The 17,719-nt window shown below is 71.0% G+C and carries 14 protein-coding genes; 2 read left to right on the top strand and 12 right to left on the bottom strand.

Annotated elements, in window-relative coordinates:
* Positions 1-169: 169 nt before the first annotated feature.
* Entirely contained in the window at positions 170-1,705 is a 1,536-nt protein-coding gene (locus AC3EO4_RS02445; protein ID WP_431893373.1) for a bis-aminopropyl spermidine synthase family protein, read from the top strand.
* A 12-nt stretch (positions 1,706-1,717) separates the two neighbouring features.
* Here the strand turns inward: AC3EO4_RS02445 and AC3EO4_RS02440 are convergent, their stop codons facing one another.
* From AC3EO4_RS02440 to AC3EO4_RS02410, 7 genes are all read right to left on the bottom strand, one after another.
* On the bottom strand, positions 1,718-2,329 hold the full coding sequence (locus tag AC3EO4_RS02440; RefSeq protein WP_431893370.1) for a hypothetical protein: 612 nt from the start codon (positions 2,327-2,329) through the stop codon (positions 1,718-1,720).
* Positions 2,330-2,340: 11 nt separating this feature from the next.
* The gene (locus AC3EO4_RS02435; protein WP_379579160.1) at positions 2,341-3,129 is read right to left on the bottom strand and encodes a hypothetical protein; all 789 of its coding nucleotides are present in this window, start codon (positions 3,127-3,129) and stop codon (positions 2,341-2,343) included.
* Positions 3,126-3,833 (bottom strand): VIT1/CCC1 transporter family protein, encoded by a 708-nt coding sequence (locus AC3EO4_RS02430; RefSeq protein WP_431893367.1) that lies wholly within the window; start codon positions 3,831-3,833, stop codon positions 3,126-3,128. Before AC3EO4_RS02430 ends, AC3EO4_RS02435 begins: the two co-directional genes overlap by 4 nt.
* Positions 3,833-4,846 carry a prolipoprotein diacylglyceryl transferase gene (gene lgt, locus AC3EO4_RS02425; RefSeq protein WP_431893365.1) on the bottom strand — a complete coding sequence of 338 codons (1,014 nt, stop codon included), beginning with the start codon at positions 4,844-4,846 and terminating at the stop codon, positions 3,833-3,835. The genes AC3EO4_RS02430 and lgt overlap by 1 nt, the downstream gene beginning before the upstream one ends.
* 26 nt (positions 4,847-4,872) lie before the next feature.
* Positions 4,873-5,637 carry a DsbA family protein gene (locus AC3EO4_RS02420; RefSeq protein ID WP_379579167.1) on the bottom strand — a complete coding sequence of 255 codons (765 nt, stop codon included), beginning with the start codon at positions 5,635-5,637 and terminating at the stop codon, positions 4,873-4,875.
* On the bottom strand, positions 5,630-6,121 hold the full coding sequence (locus AC3EO4_RS02415) for a MauE/DoxX family redox-associated membrane protein (RefSeq protein ID WP_379580247.1): 492 nt from the start codon (positions 6,119-6,121) through the stop codon (positions 5,630-5,632). Before AC3EO4_RS02415 ends, AC3EO4_RS02420 begins: the two co-directional genes overlap by 8 nt.
* A gap of 122 nt (positions 6,122-6,243) precedes the next feature.
* A complete protein-coding gene (locus AC3EO4_RS02410; protein ID WP_379579168.1) occupies positions 6,244-7,089 on the bottom strand; it encodes a helix-turn-helix transcriptional regulator in 846 nt (281 codons plus the stop codon).
* Positions 7,090-7,193: 104 nt separating this feature from the next.
* Between AC3EO4_RS02410 and AC3EO4_RS02405 the strand changes: the two genes are divergently transcribed.
* On the top strand, positions 7,194-8,936 hold the full coding sequence (locus AC3EO4_RS02405; RefSeq protein WP_431893361.1) for a glycoside hydrolase family 35 protein: 1,743 nt from the start codon (positions 7,194-7,196) through the stop codon (positions 8,934-8,936).
* 114 nt (positions 8,937-9,050) lie between these two features.
* On the opposite strand, the gene AC3EO4_RS02400 is transcribed toward AC3EO4_RS02405, so the two are convergent.
* The 5 genes from AC3EO4_RS02400 to trpA form a co-directional block, all read right to left on the bottom strand.
* The gene (locus AC3EO4_RS02400; protein WP_431893358.1) at positions 9,051-12,806 is read right to left on the bottom strand and encodes an endo-alpha-N-acetylgalactosaminidase family protein; all 3,756 of its coding nucleotides are present in this window, start codon (positions 12,804-12,806) and stop codon (positions 9,051-9,053) included.
* A 35-nt stretch (positions 12,807-12,841) separates the two neighbouring features.
* Positions 12,842-13,678, bottom strand: coding sequence for a carbohydrate ABC transporter permease (locus AC3EO4_RS02395; RefSeq protein WP_379579174.1), 837 nt, complete (start codon positions 13,676-13,678; stop codon positions 12,842-12,844).
* On the bottom strand, positions 13,675-14,616 hold the full coding sequence (locus tag AC3EO4_RS02390) for a carbohydrate ABC transporter permease (protein ID WP_379579176.1): 942 nt from the start codon (positions 14,614-14,616) through the stop codon (positions 13,675-13,677). Before AC3EO4_RS02390 ends, AC3EO4_RS02395 begins: the two co-directional genes overlap by 4 nt.
* A gap of 639 nt (positions 14,617-15,255) precedes the next feature.
* The gene (locus tag AC3EO4_RS02385; RefSeq protein ID WP_431893353.1) at positions 15,256-16,593 is read right to left on the bottom strand and encodes an ABC transporter substrate-binding protein; all 1,338 of its coding nucleotides are present in this window, start codon (positions 16,591-16,593) and stop codon (positions 15,256-15,258) included.
* A gap of 327 nt (positions 16,594-16,920) precedes the next feature.
* Complete coding sequence (gene trpA / locus AC3EO4_RS02380; protein WP_431893350.1) at positions 16,921-17,718, bottom strand: tryptophan synthase subunit alpha; 798 nt, start codon at positions 17,716-17,718, stop codon at positions 16,921-16,923.
* Between the last annotated feature and the right edge of the window lies 1 nt (position 17,719).

Raw genomic sequence — 17,719 nt, 5'->3', positions numbered from 1 at the left:
TGCCCACCAGGTCCACATCGCGAACATTCACAAGATTCCGGTATGCGGACTCTCCTGTCCCAACACCCGATACCTTTCCCTCATTCCCCACCTTTGTCCGCATCTCCCGCGACGCCTCGCGAGGCGATCACGAACGGCCCTGCCCGGCGTCCACGGCTAAGGTTGCTTCATGGAACGCGACGGCCTGGAGGCCCTGCTGGCGAGCGCCGGGATCGACAGCAGGCGGCTGCGCCACGCCCTCATGCTCGTCTGCGACACCCAGTGGTGGACGCTGGCCGACCTGGTCAGGGAGAGCGCCACGTCCAGGCGCTCGATCGAGGCCCTCCTGCGCGAGCTCCGGCTCGAACGGCAGGGCGAGCGCTTCCGCGTGCCGCTCCTGCACACCCCCGACTACCAGGACCTGTTCGCGGTCAGCGAGCCGCCCGCCGACCCCGTCGCCCACCTGCTGCCCCACTACGAGCACGTGGTCAAGCGCATGCGGGACCTCATCGGGCAGGCGCCGGCGGCCAGGCAGGCGCTCGACCACGTCTCCGCCACCGCCGAGACCGTCGTCCGTCGCGCCCTGCTGCTCGGCGCCAGGTTCTGGCTGCCGGGGGGGCGCGTGCTGTGCGTCGGCGACCACGACCTGACCTCGCTGGCGATACGGCTGGTGCATCCCGAGTGCGAGGTGACGGTCGTCGACATCGACGAGCGCATCCTGGCCTACATCGACGCCCAGGATCTCGGCGTCGTGACGCGGTGGGCCGACCTTCGGCTCGGGCTGCCCGCGTCGGCGCGCGAGCACGACCTGGCCGTCACCGACCCGCCGTACACGCCCGAGGGGGTCGGCCTGTTCCTCGGCCGGGCCGTCGAGGGGCTGAAGGACGACGGCAGGATCCTGCTGGCGTACGGGGCCAGCGAGCGCACCCCCATGCTCGCCCTGAAGGTGCAGCAGGCGCTGTCCGCGCTCAACCTCACCTACGAGACCCTCTATCCCGACTTCAACCGCTATTTCGGCGCGGAGGCGATCGGCTCCGCCGCCGACCTGTACATCCTGCGGCCCACGACCAAGACCCGCCCCGCCGTAGCGGCCCGCGTCGACAAGCTCGCCACCGCGATCTACACCCACGGCCCGCAGTCGATCGAGTCCGCGCCCTCCGCCGGCGAGCGGCCCGACGCGGAGCAGGACTTCATGCCCGACCTGCTCGTCGGCGACTGGCCGAAGGACCTTCCCCAGCCGCGCGCCAAGCTGTCCACCTGGCTGGCCAAGCCGCACGCGTCCGCGCCGTCGAAGGTGGCGATCGCGGTACCCGCGGGGCTCGAGGCGGCGCTCCCCCGCCTGCTGCTGGCCGGCCGCGCCGCGCACGTGCGCGTCCGGCTCGCCGTGCCACCGCGCGAGCTGCCGGTGGTCACGACCGTCTACGCGGTCACGGTCGACGACGGCGCGCTGGACGCGGTACGGCTGCCGCCGCCCTCCGACGAGGAGGGCAGGCTGGTGCGCCGCATCCTCGACAACGCGCACGGGAAGCTGGCCAACACCTGGCGGGAGGGGCTGATCGCGTCCGCGACGGCTCGGGGGATGACGCTGACCAAGAACGACGCCCGCACGCTCATCAGGGCGGCGGCCCCGTGGTCGGAGTCGGTCACGGTGCTGGAAGCGCCGCTCCACCGCCTGGAGTCGCTGCCCGCCGCCGTCGCCGCGACGCTGGCGGCGCTCAACGGCTGACCCGCGGACGTGTCAGGTGGCGGCGATGACCCGGGCGGAGACGACCGTACGGCCGAGGCTGTCGAGGGCGACCTGCGGATGCGCCAGATCGTGGTTTCCGCCGCCGACGGGGCCGACCCAGCTCACCGTGACGAAATGCCCGAGAGCCCTGGCCTGCGCCCTGCTACGGGAGACGTCGAACTCCGCTCCCTGCTGGACGAACCCGCTCGTGCCCAGCGCGGACACCAGCGCGTCGGCCGCCCGCCCGTCACTCAGGTTGAACAGGAAGAACTCGCCCGCGACCGTGCCGTCCGAGCTGGTGTAGGAGGCGCGCAGCACCTGGGTGCATCCGTCGGCCGCCACCCCCCACAGCGCCTCGCCGCAGTCGGTCAGCAGGCCGGACGGGCCGCGCGCCATGGTGACCCCGCCGGAGGAGAGCGTCGCGGTGGCGGGCCCGAGCACCTCGGCCTCGGTGAGCGGCCCGGGATCGAGCGCGGCGGTGTCGATGACCGCGTACTGCGCCGAGGTGCGCTCCCCGGCGAAGAGCGCGGGCCGCGGGCCGTCGCCGCGCAGGAAGACGAAGGCCGCGGCGGCGGCGAGCGCCACGAGGGCGACCAGGACGGGGATGAGAACGCGGCGAGACATGGTCAACAAGCCTAGGAGGCGCCGGTCAGCGCCACGACCCTCTTGAACAGAGGCTTCTCGGCGGCCCGCACGGTGAGGGCGAGGTTGGCGAAGTCGTCCCTGGGCGAGGGCTCGGCACCGTCGGCGCGCGACAGCCACACCAGCGCGACGTAGTGGCCGAGCGCGTAGGCGCCGCCCTCGGTGTAGGCGTCGGGGGGGAAGGGGGCGAGCGGGCGCACCCAGCCGCCCCTGTGCAGCGACTTCAGCGACTCGACCAGCTCACCCGCGACCTTGGCGTCGTTCAGGTTGAGCAGCGTGAACTGGGCGAGATAGCGGCCGTCCGTGCTGGTGTAGGCGGCTCGCGCGGCCTGGGAGCAGCCCGCGTCGCCGACCTGGGCGATGAGCTCCGCGCCCCAGAGCGCGGCCGAGCAGTCGGTGTCGACGCTCTTCTCGGCCAGCTTGAGCGTGACCTTGTGCGCGCCGGTGAGCGTCTTGCCGGCGAAGAGCTCCTTGGCGGTGACGGGCTGGGCGTCCTTGGCCCGCTCGGCGATGGGCGCGAACACCTTGGGCGAGGCCCACCCCTCGAACTTCTCCGGCCGCGTCCCTTCCGGGCTCAGCCCGGCGGCCTGCTGGGTGTCGGACCTCGCGTCCGAGCCCAGCGCGGCGATCACCGTGGTGAGCGTGACGGCCGCGACGAGCACGCCCGCGATGGAAGCGATGATCACCAGCAGGCGCTGCTGTCGTGGCTTCAGCCCCCAGTCGGTGAGGATGGGCAGGTTCCAGTCGGACGCAGGCGTCCTTCGGCGTTTCCTGGTGCTCACAGCCCGCCTGTTCCTCCGATCAGGTTGCCGAGCCCGAAGGTGAGCCCCGCCGCCACGACGCCGACGACGAGCTGGCGCAGGCCCGAGTACCACCAGCTGCGCGCGGTGACGGTGGAGACCAGCGCCCCCGCCGCGAACAGCGCCAGGCAGGACAGCACCGCCGACAGCCACAGGCTCGTGACGCCGAACAGGTAGGGCAGCAGCGGCAGGATCGCGCCCACGCTGAAGGACAGGAACGACGACACCGCCGCGATCTTGGGCGCGGGCAGGTCGGCGGGCGTGACTCCCAGCTCGGCCTGCGCGTGCACCTCCAGCGCCTGGCTCGGATCGAGGGAGATCTGCCTGGCGATCTCGGCGGCCAGCGCCGGGTCGACGCCCTTGTCGATGTAGCCCTGGGCGAGCTCCTCCTGCTCTGCATCCGGGTGCCGCGCGATCTCCCGCCGCTCGACGTCGATCTCGGCGAGGGCCAGCTCGCGCTGGCTGGCCACGGAGACGTACTCGCCCCCTGCCATGGAGAACGCGCCCGCGGCAAGCCCCGCGACGCCGGCGAGCGCGATCACCTTGGTGTCGTCGGTGCCGCCTGCGACACCGGCGATGAGCGCGAAGTTGGACACCAGCCCGTCCATCGCGCCGAAGACCGACGGCCGCAACCATCCGCCGTTGACGTCGCGATGTTCGTGATGGATCTCCGCGCGCCCGCTCATCAGGACTTCTTTTCCTCCGGTACGGCCTGCGCCTGGCCGTCCCCTTCCCCGTCAGGGGTGTTGTCATCCGTGTCGCCGTCGGCGGCCTGCTCGTCACCGGAGGACCCGGCAGGCGACTCGGCGGGAGGTTCGCTGCCGGACTCGGCCGGAGGTTCGCCGCCGGACTCGGCCGACGGCGTGACGACGATCTCCTCGGTGTCCTTGTTCCTGGTCGCCCAGAAGTAGACCAGCGCCCCGATGAACAGCACGAGCGCGGTCCACTGGTTGATCCGCAGGCCGAGGAAGTGGACGGCGTGGTCGACGCCGCCGACGGGGTCGACCCGCAGCCCTTCGATCCAGAACCTGCCGAGGGTGTAGCCGGCCACGTAGAGCGCGAACAGCCTGCCGTGGCGCAGCGCGAAACGCTTGCCCACCCAGATCAGCACGAAGCCGAGCACGACGTTCCACAGCGACTCGTACAGGAACGTCGGGTGGTACAGGCCGGTGTAGCCCTCGATCGTGCCGGCCTTGCCCGGCTCGATCTCCAGGCCCCACGGCAGCGTCGTGGGGCCGCCGAACAGCTCCTGGTTGAAGTAGTTGCCCCATCTGCCGATGGCCTGGGCGAAGGCGATGCCGGGCGCGACGGTGTCGGCCACCGCGCTCAGCGAAAGGCCCCTCTTGCGGCAGGCCAGCCACACGCCGACGCCGCCGAGCGCGATCGCCCCCCAGATGCCGAGGCCGCCGTTCCAGATGAACAGCGCCTCGTACGGCTCGTTGGGCGCCCGGTCACCGAAGTAGAGCTGCCAGTCGGTGATGACGTGGTAGAGGCGGCCACCGATCAGGCCGAAGATCACCGCGGGAACGGCGATGTCGACGATCGTGCCGGGCGTTCCGCCACGAGCCCGCCAGCGGCGCTCGCTGATCCAGACCGCGACGATGACGCCCAGAACGATGCACAACGCGTAGGCCCTGATCGGGATCGGGCCGAGGTACCAGACCCCCTGGGAGGGGCTGGGAATCGAGGCAAGGGGCATGTCAGTGGAGAGTAGCGGACCCGCGCCTACTTGGCGGCATCAAGAACGGCCTGGCGCAGCTCGGAGGGCACGAAGGCGGTGTTCTGGTCCATCTTCTTGCCGTTGAGCTTGACCGTCGGCGTTCCCGACAGGCTGTTGGCCGCGATGGTCTTGTCGCTGGCCGCGACGTAGGCATCGGCGTGCTTCTGCGAGGTCACGCAGGTCGCGAAGTCAGGGGCGGTGACGCCCGCCTCCTTGCCCAGCTCGACCAGCTCCGCGGTCTTGAAGCCCTCGACGGTCTCGTCGGGCTGGTTCGCGAAGAGCTTGTCGTGGTAGGCCATCCACTGCTTGCCGTCGGTGACGCAGCGGGCCGCGGCGCCTGCGCGCACGGAGTTGCCCCTGGTGATGCCCCTGTTCATCTGCGGCGGGAAGATCGTGAGCGGGTGGTAGACGACCTTGGCCTTGCCCTCGGCGGCGAGGTTCTTGAACGTCGTGCCGCTGGTCTCCTCCAGCTGCTTGCAGGCGGGGCACTGGAAGTCCTCGTAGATGTCGATGACAGGGGCGGTGACGCCCGCGTTGCCCATCGCCACGGTGCCGTCGCTCTGGAGCGTGACGGGCGCCAGGTTCGCGCTCGCCTGCTCGGACTGGCTCTGGTTGGCCGCGAACAACCAGCCGGCGCCGATCGCCGCCGCGGCGACCACACCGACGCTGATGTAGGTGGCGATGCGCTTGCGCTGCTCCTGCTTCTTCTCGGTCTCACGCTGCGCCTTGATCCTGTCCCGGGCGGACTGCTGCCGCTGGGCCTTACTCATCCTCGTCCCCTTCGAAGTCATCAGTGTCGCCCCCGTGCCTGCCCGCCAGCCCGAGGGCGGCGTCCAGGGCGAAGCGCCCCGGCGGGAAGCGGACGATCCATCCGGCCAGCAGCACCAGGCCGAAGTCGCGGATGATGTCGAGCAGGTAGCTCGGCTCCTCCCACGCCTTGAGCTCGCCGCCGCCGCCGAAGCAGCCGCAGTCGATCCGCAACCCGTTGGCCCACGCCCATGCGATGCCGAAGACGAAGGCCAGCATGAGCAGCCCGCCGACGATCGCCGCCACCCTGGTGAGCAGGCCGACCACCAGCAGCACGCCGACGACGATCTCCACGATCGGCAGGCCGTAACCCACGGTCTGGGCGAGCGCGTCGGGCAGCAGCCGGTAGGCCTTGACCGCCAGGACGGAGTTGTAGATGCTGCCGATCTTCAGGCCGCCGGCCACGATCAGCACTCCGCCCAGCACCAGCCTGGCCAAGGTCGTCACCAAGGGTACCGCCACACTAGCGGTGCGTAGCCGTTGCGACGCGGTCACATGCCTCTCCTCTGTTGTCGCATCTGGAATGCGCACAGTACCTGGATGCCATCTGATCACGTGCCGGATAAGACTCAACTAAGGTCGGCGGCTACGAGGCCGCCGTGTTGCTGAGCGCGGAACTCGCTCGGCGGTAGTCCCGCCCTGCGGGTGAAGATCCTGGTGAAGTAGGCGGGGTCGTCGTATCCGACCCGCCTGGCGATCGCCGCGACAGGCAGCTCCGAACCGGCCAGCAGGTCCTTGGCCCGGTTGAGTCTGATCGACAGCAGGTAGTCCTTGGGGCTGCAGCCCGCCAGGCGGCGCACGACCACGCGCAGGTCGCCGACCGTCATGCCCAGCCGTTTGGCGTGCTCGGCGACTGAGATGGGCAGGCAGGCGTCCCTGGCCAGGCCCGCCAGCACGGGGTCGCCCGCCGCGTCCTCGTCGGCCCTGGCGTGCCGCAGTGTGACGAGGACCTCATGGACCAGCGCGGAGGTCTCGACCTCCAGGTACGGCCCGCCTCTGCGGATGGCCTGCGCGATGCGGCCGATCGCGTGGGCGGCGGGCTCGGCGGTGGTCAGCGGGGTGACGGGCGTGGCCGCGTCGACGAAGCCGAGGTCCTGGTAGGCGGTGGCGGCGGGTCCTGTGAAGTCGACGAACCACTCGACCCAGCCGGTGTCGTGCGGGGCGTAGTGGTGCTTGACGCCCGGTAGCAGCCAGAGGACCGACGGGGCGACGACCTCGACGGGCAGGCCTCCGGCGTGGGAGAACCAGCCCTTGCCCTGGGTGACGACGACGGCGACGTGGTGGTCGAGCGCGCGGGGGCCGACCGTGGGCAGCCGGCCCTCGAGATGGCCGACGCCGAGACAGACGAGGCCGAGCCTGCGGTGCGCGGGGCCGGGGGTGAGGTAGTGCATCCACCGCCGGAAGTCCTCGGCCATCCCGATCCCCCCTTCCGTCCAACAACTTGACCAGCTTTGTCCATGGTCCCTGAGCTGCGGAATCGGCAAGCTGCTACGCGCGGAATCCTATCTCAAGGGGCAAGATGCGATATTTCACGATAGATGGTGGCGCCTTCCTGCTGGACGGCGAGGAGTTCAGGATCCTGTCGGGAGCCCTGCACTACTTCCGCGTCCTGCCCGAACAGTGGGGCCACCGGCTGAAAACGCTCAGGGCGATGGGTCTCAACACGGTGGAGACCTACGTGCCGTGGGACCTCCACGAGCCCCGCAAGGGAGAGTTCCGCAGGCTGGACGAGCTGGCCGCCTTCCTCGACGCCGCCGCGGACGAGGGCCTGCTGGCGATCGTCAGGCCCGGCCCCTACATCTGCGCGGAGTGGGACAACGGCGGTCTGCCCTCGTGGCTGACCGCCGAGCTGGGCCCGAGGGTGCGCACCCGCGACGCCGAGTACCTGTCCCACGTCGAGCGCTTCTTCGACGAGGTCGTCCCGCTGATCGCTGACCGGCAGGTCACCAGGGGCGGCAACGTGATCATGGTGCAGGTCGAGAACGAGTACGGCTCCTACGGCAGCGACGCGGTCTACCTGCGCCACCTGGCCGACGACCTGATCGCGCACGGCGTCGACGTGCCCCTGTTCACCTCCGACGGCGCCGGCGACTTCTACCTCACCGGCGGCACCGTCCCCGGCGTGCTGGCGACCGTGAACTTCGGCTCGGAACCCGAGGCCGCCTTCGCCAAGCTGCGCGAGCACCGCCCGGACGATCCGCTGATGTGCATGGAGTTCTGGTGCGGGTGGTTCGACCACTGGGGGCACGGGCACGTGACCCGCGACGCCGCCGACGCGGCCGACAGCCTGGAGCGGATCCTTGCCGCGGGCGCGTCCGTGAACCTGTACATGGCGCACGGCGGCACCAACTTCGGCACCACCGCGGGCGCGAACAGGGTCGGCGAGCTGGCCGACGGCGAGTACCGGCCCACCACCACCTCCTACGACTACGACGCTCCGATCGACGAGCGCGGCGCGCCGACGGAGAAGTTCTGGCGCTTCCGCGAGATCCTGTCCCGCTACAACCCCTCGCCGCCCGACGTTCCCGAGCTGCCGCCGTCCCTGCCGCCCTCGGTGGTGCCGCTGGTGGAGTCGGCGGCGCTGCGCGACGTGCTCGACCAGGTGGCGGGACCCTCGGTGACCTCTCCCCTGCCGCCGTCGTTCGAGGATCTCGGCCTGGTCCACGGCCTGGCGCTGTACCAGGTCGAGGTGCCGGGGCCGCGCGGGCCGTACCGGCTGCGGGTGGGCGGAGTGCACGACCGCGCCCACCTGTACGTGGACGGCGAGCTGGCGGCGGTGCTGGAGCGCGGCGGCGAGGAGCCGGTGCTGGAGGTGCCGGGCCCTGCCAGTCTGGAGCTGCTGGTCGAGTCGATGGGCAGGACCAACTACGGGCCCGCGCTCGGCGAGCGGAAGGGGCTGATGGCGCCGCTCATGCACGACAGGCAGTACCTGCACGGCGTGACGGCCACGCCGATCCCGCTGCAGGAGCTGCCGGCCCTGCCGTACGAGGAGGGGCCGGCCGCCCCGGTGCCCGCCTTCTTCCGCGGCACGCTGGCGGTGGCCGAGCCCGGCGACGGCTTCCTCGCGCTGCCCGGGTGGGGCAAGGGCTACGTGTGGGTGAACGGCTTCCTGCTCGGCCGCTACTGGGACAGGGGCCCGCAGCACACGCTGTACCTGCCGTGGCCGCTGCTGCGGGCCGGCGAGAACGAGGTGGTGATCCTGGAGCTGGACCACGCGGGCTCCCCTGAACTCCTCGTGCGCGCCGAACCCGAACTCGGCTGACCGCCCTCCGCCGTCCGGCACGGCACGCAGTCCTCGCCGAAGCCGTCATAGGCCGGCTGGAGACGGAGAACGGCCCCGGAGTCACCTCCGGGGCCGTTAGCCGTCGGGACACCGTCAGTGGCAGGAGAGCCTGGCGTCACCCCAGTCGGCGTGGTCGTTGCCGTTGCCGTCGCCGCCGTCGGCGACGCGGAGCTGGACGTTCCTGGCGCCGGTGAGGTCGGCCGTCAGCTCGTAGGCGGCGTCGGCGGCCTTGAGGACGGGGCTCTGCGCCACCACCCTGCCGTCGGCCACGACCGAGAACTGCACCGAGCCGCGCGTCGCCTGCACGTCGTCGACACCGACCGAAGCGGACAGGGCCGTGCACCGCGCGCCGAGGAAGTACGTGATCGACGCGGGGGCGTGCGTGCCCAGGCCCTTGGCGAAGACCTTCCCGCCGATCGTGATCGGCCTGCCGTCGCCCTGCCCCTGCTCGCCGTTGGACTGGTCGCGCTCGACGGGCCCCCAGCCGTTGACGGCCGAGGTCCAGTCGATGTCGCTGACGTACACGTCGCCGGTGGGCGGCGGCGGCATCGTCCGGACGGCCGCGCCCGCCTCCAGCGTCTTGGTCACCCCGCCCACCTCGTAGGTGAGCGTGGCCTTCAGCTGGTAGGACTGGTAGGGCGCGTCGACGGGCGGCGTCACCTTCCACGTGGTGGACAGCTGCTGCCCGGGGTCGACGGAGAGCGCGCCGCCCTCGCCCGTGACCGTCCAGCCCTGCGGGGCGTCCAGCCGTACCGAGACGTTCCGCGCGGCCGCGTCCTCCAGGTTGGCGAACACGGTCGTCACGTCGTTGGGCAGTCCCGGCTCCAGCGTCTCGGCGGCGGGCCGCACCGCCAGCGAGGCGCACGCGAGCTGGTCCTGAGCCGGTCCGAGATCGGTGACGGAGAAGTCGTCGAGGACGAAGTCGGCGCCGTCCCTTTCCGCCTGCAACGAGCGCAGGCCCACCCAGACCTCGCCGCAGCCCGCGACGACCCGCTCGGTGAACGTGGCGGTGGCGAGCTTCTGCTCCAGCGGGGTCTGGCGCAGCTCGACCGACTGGCCCGCCTTGTCGTAGCCGGTCACCCACGCGAAGGTGTTCGGCAGGGCGTTCTGGTAGCGGAAGGACACCTCGTAGGCGTGTCCCTGCTCGAACCTGGCCGTCCACGGGACGGTCCGGTAGACCAGGCCCCTGCGTTCCTCGTGCGCCTTCAGCGACTCCTGGCCGCCGATGACGTCGTCGACGGCCTTGCCGTTCCATCCTGCCTGGGTGTACGGGGCGTTCTTCTGCGCGATGTGGGTACGCGGGTCGGTGCTGCCGCCCGCGTCGCCCTTCACGAACGGGCCCCAGCCCTGGTCGACGTGCTCGAAGTCCTCGACCTTGCCGGCGGGTTCGGTCCGCACCAGCCGTACGTCGTCGACGCGCACGGCGGCCTCGCCCGCCTCGGCGGTGAGGCGGACGGTCGCCTTGTCCTTGGGCGCGGTGAAGACCACCTTGACCCGCTGGAAGTAGGTGTCGTGCTTCTCGTCCGCGGCGACGTGGTTCTTCACCGTCGAGCGGTCGAGGAAGGCGGCGGCGTTCAGCCCGCGGGCCCCGTCCACGCTCAGCGTGGTGCGCCGGGACTTGCCCGGCTCGACCTCGACCCAGGCCGAGAGGCTGTAGGTGGCGCCGGGGGTCAGTCCCTTGAGGCGCTGCGCCAGCTCCGCCCGCTGCCCGGCGCCGAGGAGCGCGACCCGCTGGCCCGTGGCGGTGGTCTCGACGCTCACCGCGCCGCCGGTCTCCCACCCGTCCATCGAGTCGCCGTTGAAGCCGGGGTCGGCGATCCCGCCGGCCTCACCCCACCGCGGCTTGACCTGCTTGGGCGCCTTGCCGGGGTAGAGCACGTACGGCACGCCCGCCTCCGCCTGCAGCGTGATCTTCCCGTTGACCGGGACGACCGTGCCGGCCTCCACCCTGCCCTGGGTGGTGAGCTTGTAGACGCGCATCTCCGTGGTGGCGTCCCACGTGGTCGCCCCGCCCGCCGGGTTGTAGTGGTAGTACTTGCCGTCCCACGGGAGCAGGTACGTGCCGCCGTCGATCACCTTGGCGTCGCCCGCGTAGACCTCGCGCTTGCCGTTCACGACGGTGCCGCGCACTCCGTCGCCGAAGACGATGCCGTCGGCGTTCCAGTCCATGATCGGGAAGTGCTGGAGGTACTTGGCGGGGAGGTTGTTCTCCCAGATGTTGCGGTAGAAGGCGGCCCAGTCGATCTCGCCCGTCCAGCCCTCGAACTCCTCGATACGGGCGTTGCCCAGGATGGGGTGGCTGTTCCAGACGTCCTTCTCCTGGTTGCGGATGAAGCGGATGATCTGGGAGTTGAGCCCCTTGTTGGTGGCGCCGCCGTAGTTGAGGTCGGCGGCCCAGTGCGACCACAGGGAGGCGCGCTCCAGCTTGTCGGCCCACTCGCTGGCGACCTGCCAGCCCTGCTCGCGCAGCTCGGCGAGCGTGCGGTCGGCCACCCAGCCGTGGGTGTAGTAGACGTCGAGGTAGACCAGCGCGAGGTTGCGGTCGGTCTCCTCCCGCAGCTGCCTGAACCGCTTGGCCAGGTTGCCGGTGGCCAGGTCGGTGCGCTGGTCGATGTAGTACGACTGGCCGAGCCAGTCCCAGCCCCTGGCGTTCTCGTCCACGAGCTTCTCGTCGAACGCCTTCGCCTCGGCGTAGGCCTCGGTGGCGTTGACGTGGACGCCGAAGGAGGCGTTCCAGTCCTTGCCCGCGCGCAGCAGCGTGTTGAGGTCCTTCAGCCCTCCCGCGCGCTTGTTGTGGTTGCCGCCGTAGTCGGGGTGGGCCGAGTCGTGCCCCTCCGACTGGTAGCCCTTGAGGATGGCCAGCTGGCCGAGCCCGTCGGTGGCCAGTGAGATGCGCTTGACGTCGTCCAGCGTGCGCAGGAACGGGTGGGTGGCCTGGCTGGCGAAGTTGAACGGGATGTGGGTCACCACGCGCTCGCGGGTCTGGTCGGCGCCGACCGGTTGGAGGCCGATCCGGCGGAAGGCGACCGCGCCGTCCTGCCAGTCCACGCCGCCGTCGCCGTTGGCGTCGGGCGTGACGATCACCTTGGCCCAAGGCAGCTCCTCGGTGAACGGCGCGCCCGAGGCCCGGTAGGTCCACTGGCCGCTCCACACCCCGACCGCGACCCTGCCCGCCGCGTCCTTGCGGGCCTGGTGCCAGAATCTGGCCGCGTCCGTGTTGGTGGCGCCCGAGGGCCGGTCGAAGCTGGAGTTCGACTCGATCGCCGCCGCGAGCTCGCCGGTGTTGACGATCGCGTAGGTCGCTCCCACGGGCGCCGCCTCGGCCGGTGTGACGGCGGTGACCTGCGCGAACCTGTCGGCGGTGCGGGTGGAGTCGGGGTCCAGCCTGGTGAAGGCGGTGGCCGCGCCCGGCTGGTCACTGGCCACCGACACCAGGTCGTGGCCGGGAATGTCGATCGTGCCGACCCTGAAGGCCTCGGTGTCCTTGACCTCGTCGATCCTGAACGTCGTCGTCCTGCCGTCCAGCGCGATGCTGGCGTTCAACTCCACACCGGGCAGCGCGTCGAAGGTCAGCCGGTAGCCGGCCCTCGCCGCGTCGCCTCCCGTGGAGACGCCCTTGACCGGGTACGGCTTGCCGTTCAGCACCACGTCCGTCACCGGTGCGGACGAGCCGCCCAGCCTGGCGCCGCCAGGGGCGGTGTAGCTCAGCACGCGGGGGAAGTCGCCGGCCACGGCCACCGTGAGCTCGGGCGAGGTGAGGGTGATCGTCTCCTCCGCGGCGGCCGCGGGGGAGAGCGCTAATCCTGACAGCGTGAGGCCGCCTGCGAGGGCAGCCGACAGCAGACGCATGGGCATCGCTCCTGCGTTGAAGGGGGGATGGGGGGTCAGAGCTTGACGCCGCCCGCGGCGAGATCGGCCTTCCAGAACCGCTGCAGGCCGACGAAGGCGAGGATGACGGGGATGACGGACACGAAGGCGCCGGTGATGACCATGTCGCGGTAGAAGCCGTAGCGCAGGCTGTTCCACTTGACCAGGCCGAGCGTGATCGGCCACAGCGACTCGTCGTTCAGCACGATCATCGGGAGGAAGAAGTTATTCCAGATCGCCACGAACTGGAACAGGAAGAGCGTGACCAGGGCGGGCGCCATCAGCCGGACGGCCACGGTGAAGAAGATGCGCAGCTCCCCCGCGCCGTCCAGCCGCCCCGCCTCCAGGAGCTCGCCGGGCACCGCCGCGTCCGCGTAGACCCTCGCGAGGTAGACGCCGAACGGGCTGACCATGCTCGGCAGCAGCACGCCCCACATGCTGTTGAGCAGCCCGATCTGGGTGAGCAGCAGGTAGAGCGGCAGGCCGAGCAGCGGGATCGGGATGAGCACCGCGAACATGATCGTGGCGAAGACGGCGCCGCGCCCCCTGAAGGGGTACTTCGACAGCGCGTAACCCGCCATGGCCGAGACCACGGTGGCGCCCAGCGCGCCGCCGACGGAGTAGACGACCGTGTTCAGCAGCCAGCGCGGGTAGACGCCGCCGTCCTGCTCCATCAACCTGCCCAGGTTGGTGCCGAGGTTGATGTCGCCGAACCACAACGCGGGCGTGTCGAACAGGTCGCCGCCTGACTTGGTGGCCGAGACCAGCAGCCACCAGATCGGCAGCAGGATGTAGACGGCGACGAGGAACATGAACGCCGTGGTCAGCGTGCGGGAGCGCACGGTCGGTCTCATCGGTTCACTCCTCGGGCGGTCAGCCAGGCCGAAAGGCGGATGAACAGGTAGGACAGGCCCGCCGCGATCACCGCGAGCGTGAGCGCGATGGCCGTGCCCTGGCCGTAGTCGTTGTTGTCGAGGGCGACCTGCAGCGACCTCATCAGCGGCGTGTAGTCCTTGCCGACCGAGGGGGTGATCCTGCTGATCACCATCGGCTCGTTGAACAGCTGCAGGGTGCCGATGATCGAGAAGACGCCGGTGAGCACCAGTGAAGGGCGCACCAGCGGCACCTTGACGTACCAGGCGGTCTTCCAGCCGCCCGCGCCGTCCAGCTCGGCCGCCTCGTACAGCGAGCTCGGGATCGACTGCAGCGCCGCGTAGATGACCAGCATGTTGAAGCCGACCCACGTCCAGGTGACGATGTTGGCCATCGACCACAGCACCAGGTTGTCCGACAGCAGGTCGAAGGGCAGCAGGTCGGCCAGCGGGGAGATGTCGGGGGTGTACAGGAACGACCAGACGATGGCGGCGATCACGCCGGGCACCGCGTACGGCAGGAAGTACGTCAGGCGGAAGAAGCGTTTGAACCTGGCGCTCGCGCTGTCGAGCAGGAGGGCGAGCACCAGGGCGAGGCCCAGCATGATCGGTACCTGGACGACGCCGAACAGCAGCAGCCTGCCGACGCCCCTGACGAAGCCGCCGTCGGCGAAGACGGCGGTGAAGTTGTCCAGCCCCGAGAAGACCCGCTCGGGTGTGCCGAACCCGAGCCCCGAGCGCTTCACCCGGTAGAAGCTCTCGTTGATCGCGTAGCCGATCGGGACCAGGAAGAAGACGACGAACAGCACCGAGAACGGCAGCAGGAAGACGAACGCCGCCCTGTTGCTGGTCGGCCTGGCCCTCCTCCTGCGCGGCGGGGCGGCGCGGGTCTCTTCGGCTTCGAGCTGGATTGTTGCCATCGGTCCTCCACGTCGCCGTCCGGCGGGGACGGTGACGGTCACACGGTCGGAGATGCGGGGGTCGTGCTCTTCGCTCTTGCGGATGGCCGGGCCCACGGCCTTGTCGTCAGGCCCAGGCCCCCGGCTACGCGGGGTTCGGTGTCGCCGGACCCGGCGGCCGGACGGTCGCCCGGCGATCCGAGGTGGTCCGGGCTCCGCCGGAGTTCCCCGGGGATCCTCCTCGGGGAGTTCCACCTGCTCCGAGTCCCGAAGGGGTCCTGGGCTGGAGCCCGGCGTGCTGGGTCGGCCCCGGGTTCAGGCCGGAAGCCCAGAGGTGCAGGGCCGGAACCCCGGGGTGCCGGGGCCCTACCCCGGGGTGCCGGCCCAGAGCTGGGGTGCGGGGGTGCGGGGGTGCGGGGGTGCCGGACCCTACCCCGGCGTGTCCGGGCCGGAGCCGGGGTTCCGGGCCCTGCCGCAGCGGCGGGCCGGAGCCAGGGGTGCCTGGGTACCGGGGCCGGAGCCGAGGGTGCCGGGCTGGAGCCCGGCCGGGCCAGGGCCTGGAGTGCGGGGCCGGGGTCCCGGGGTGCGGGGTCCAAGGGCGGGGGTTCGGGGGCTCCGGGGGCGTGGGAGATTCCGTGGCCCTGCCCCGGCGCCCGAAGGTCAGGGGGCCACGGTCAGGCCCTTGTCCTTCAGGGAGGCGACCGCCTTCTCCTGGATGGTCGTGAGCGCCGAGCCCAGCGTGCCGCCCTTGCCGTTGGCCGCCTTCGCGAACTCCTCGCCGAAGACCGCGTTCACCGCCGGCATCGTCGGTCCCCACCCGAAGTCCGGGTTGACGTTCTTGCTGGCCTCGGCGAACGTCTGGAAGACCTTCTGGTCGCCGTAGAAGGGCCGGCCTGCGTTCATGTTCGGCAGCGAGCCGCCGTCCACGGTCACGGGGAACAGGCCGCCCTTGGCGATGAGGTCGTTGAACGCGGTGGCGTCGGTCGACATCCAGGCGGCGAAGTCGACCGCCTCCTTGATGTGGCCGCAGCCCTTCAGCACCGCGTTCGGCGAGCCGCCGGCGTTGCCCACGGCGGGGCCGGCCGTGTCCCACACCGGCATCGGCGCGACCGCCCACTTGCCCTTGGTCTTGGGAACGGAGTCCTCGAGCACCTTGGACATCCAGACGGCGCCGACGACCGTGGCGCTCCTGCCGTCGGCGTAGTTCTTCCACATGGCGTCCGACCAGCCCGGCAGCACGTCGACGACCTTCTTGTCGATCAGGCCCTGCCAGTAGTCGGCGACCTTGACCGTGGCGGGGTCGTTCATCTTGACCTGCCACGCGTCGCCCTCGATGCCGAACCACTTGGCGCCGGCCTGCTGGGCGTAGCCGGCGAACAGGTACATGTCGTCGGGGGTGAAGGTGGTGATGGAGACGTCGGGGTCGGCCTTGCGCAGCTTCTCCCCTGCGGCGGCGAACTCGTCCCAGGTCTTCGGCACCTCGATGCCGTGCTTGTCGAAGATGTCCTTGCGATAGAACAGGCCCATCGGTCCCGAGTCGACGGGGACGCCGAACTGCTTGCCGCCGAAGGTGACCGTCTTGAGCGTCCACGGCTCGAACCTGGCGTTGTACGGCTGCGCCTGGGCGGTGATGTCCTCGAGCGCGCCCTCGACCAGGAAGCTGGGCAGCGTCTCCGCGCCCACCTGGGCCAGGCACGGCGCGTTGCCCGCCTTCACGGCGGCGAGCATGCGCTGGTAGCCGCCCTGCGAGCCCGGCTGCGTCTGGGTGAACTTCACCTGGACGTCGGGGTGGGCCGCGTTCCACGCCTTGGTGGCGTCCTCGTAGCCCGGCGCCCAGCCCCAGAACTCCAGCGTCACGGGTCCGCCCGCGGCCGCCGTCGACGCGGCGGCGGAGGGAGCCGCCGAGCTCGTGGGTCCCGCCTGGCTGCCGCACGCGGCCACCAGCGACACACAGACCAGCGCTCCGGTGGCGCTCAGGATCGTCCTTGACTTGCCCATCGTCTTTCCCTCCAGGCCACGCGGGTGCACAGCCCGCGTCCGATGCCCGTAACCATGGCCCGCGTGCCGCGCGGCGGCCATGGACAAACGATGAGCAGCCCTTGTACTTACGTGCTCACAGGACGGCGATATCGCACAGAAACAGAAACGCGGCTGTCCTGTTACGGCAGCCGCGTTGCTTCTGTGACGTGTGTGGAGGGCCGTGAAGGGCCTGCGGAATGGTCGCCGTCACGTCGGGCGCCCGGCCGGAGTCGGCTGGAGTGGCGTGATGGACGGGCGCCCGCCGGTGACCTGGGTGGCCTGGGCGGGCGCTTGCCGTACGGGGATCTAGCGGGCCGAGACGCCCGCGCGCAGCTCGCCGGCCAGCAGGCGCACCTCGGCGAGGCCCGCGGCCGAGTCCGGCGCGTCCAGCAGGCGGCGGATGAACGCCGACCCCACGATGACGCCGTCGGCGTAGGCGGCGACCTCGGCCGCCTGGCGGCCCGTGCCCACGCCCAGCCCGACGCAGACCGGCAGCGAGGTGTGCGCCCTCGTGCGGGCCACCAGGTCCTCGGCGGCCACGTTCACGGTCTCCCTGGCGCCCGTGACGCCCATCAGCGAGGCCGCGTAGACGAACCCGGTGCAGCACTCGACGACGGCCTTGATGCGCTCCTCCGTCGAACTGGGAGCCACCAGGAACACGGTGTCGATGCCCGCCTCGGCGGACGCGGCCCGCCACGGGCCCGCCTCCTCCGGCGTCAGGTCGGGCGTGATCGTGCCCACGCCGCCCGCGTCGGCCAGGGCGCGGGCGAAGCGCTCGGGTCCGTAGCGGTCGATCGGGTTCCAGTAGGTCATGACCAGCGTCGCCGCGCCGGTCTTGGCCACGCCCTCGACCGTGCGCAGCACGTCGGCGATGCGGGTGCCGTTGACCAGCGAGCGGTGGACGGCGTCCTGGATGGTCGGCCCGTCCATGAGCGGGTCGGAGTACGGCAGGCCGATCTCGATGACGTCGCAGCCCGCCTCGACCATGGCGGTGGCGGCCTCGACCGCGCCCTCCTTGGTCGGGAATCCGGCGGGCAGGTAGCCGACGAGCGCCGCCCTGTTGTCGGCCTTGGCCTTGGCGAACACCGTCTGAAGAGTCGTCATC

Source organism: Nonomuraea sp. bgisy101, from assembly GCF_057708945.1.
This window is presented reverse-complemented; position numbering and strand designations above follow the sequence as displayed.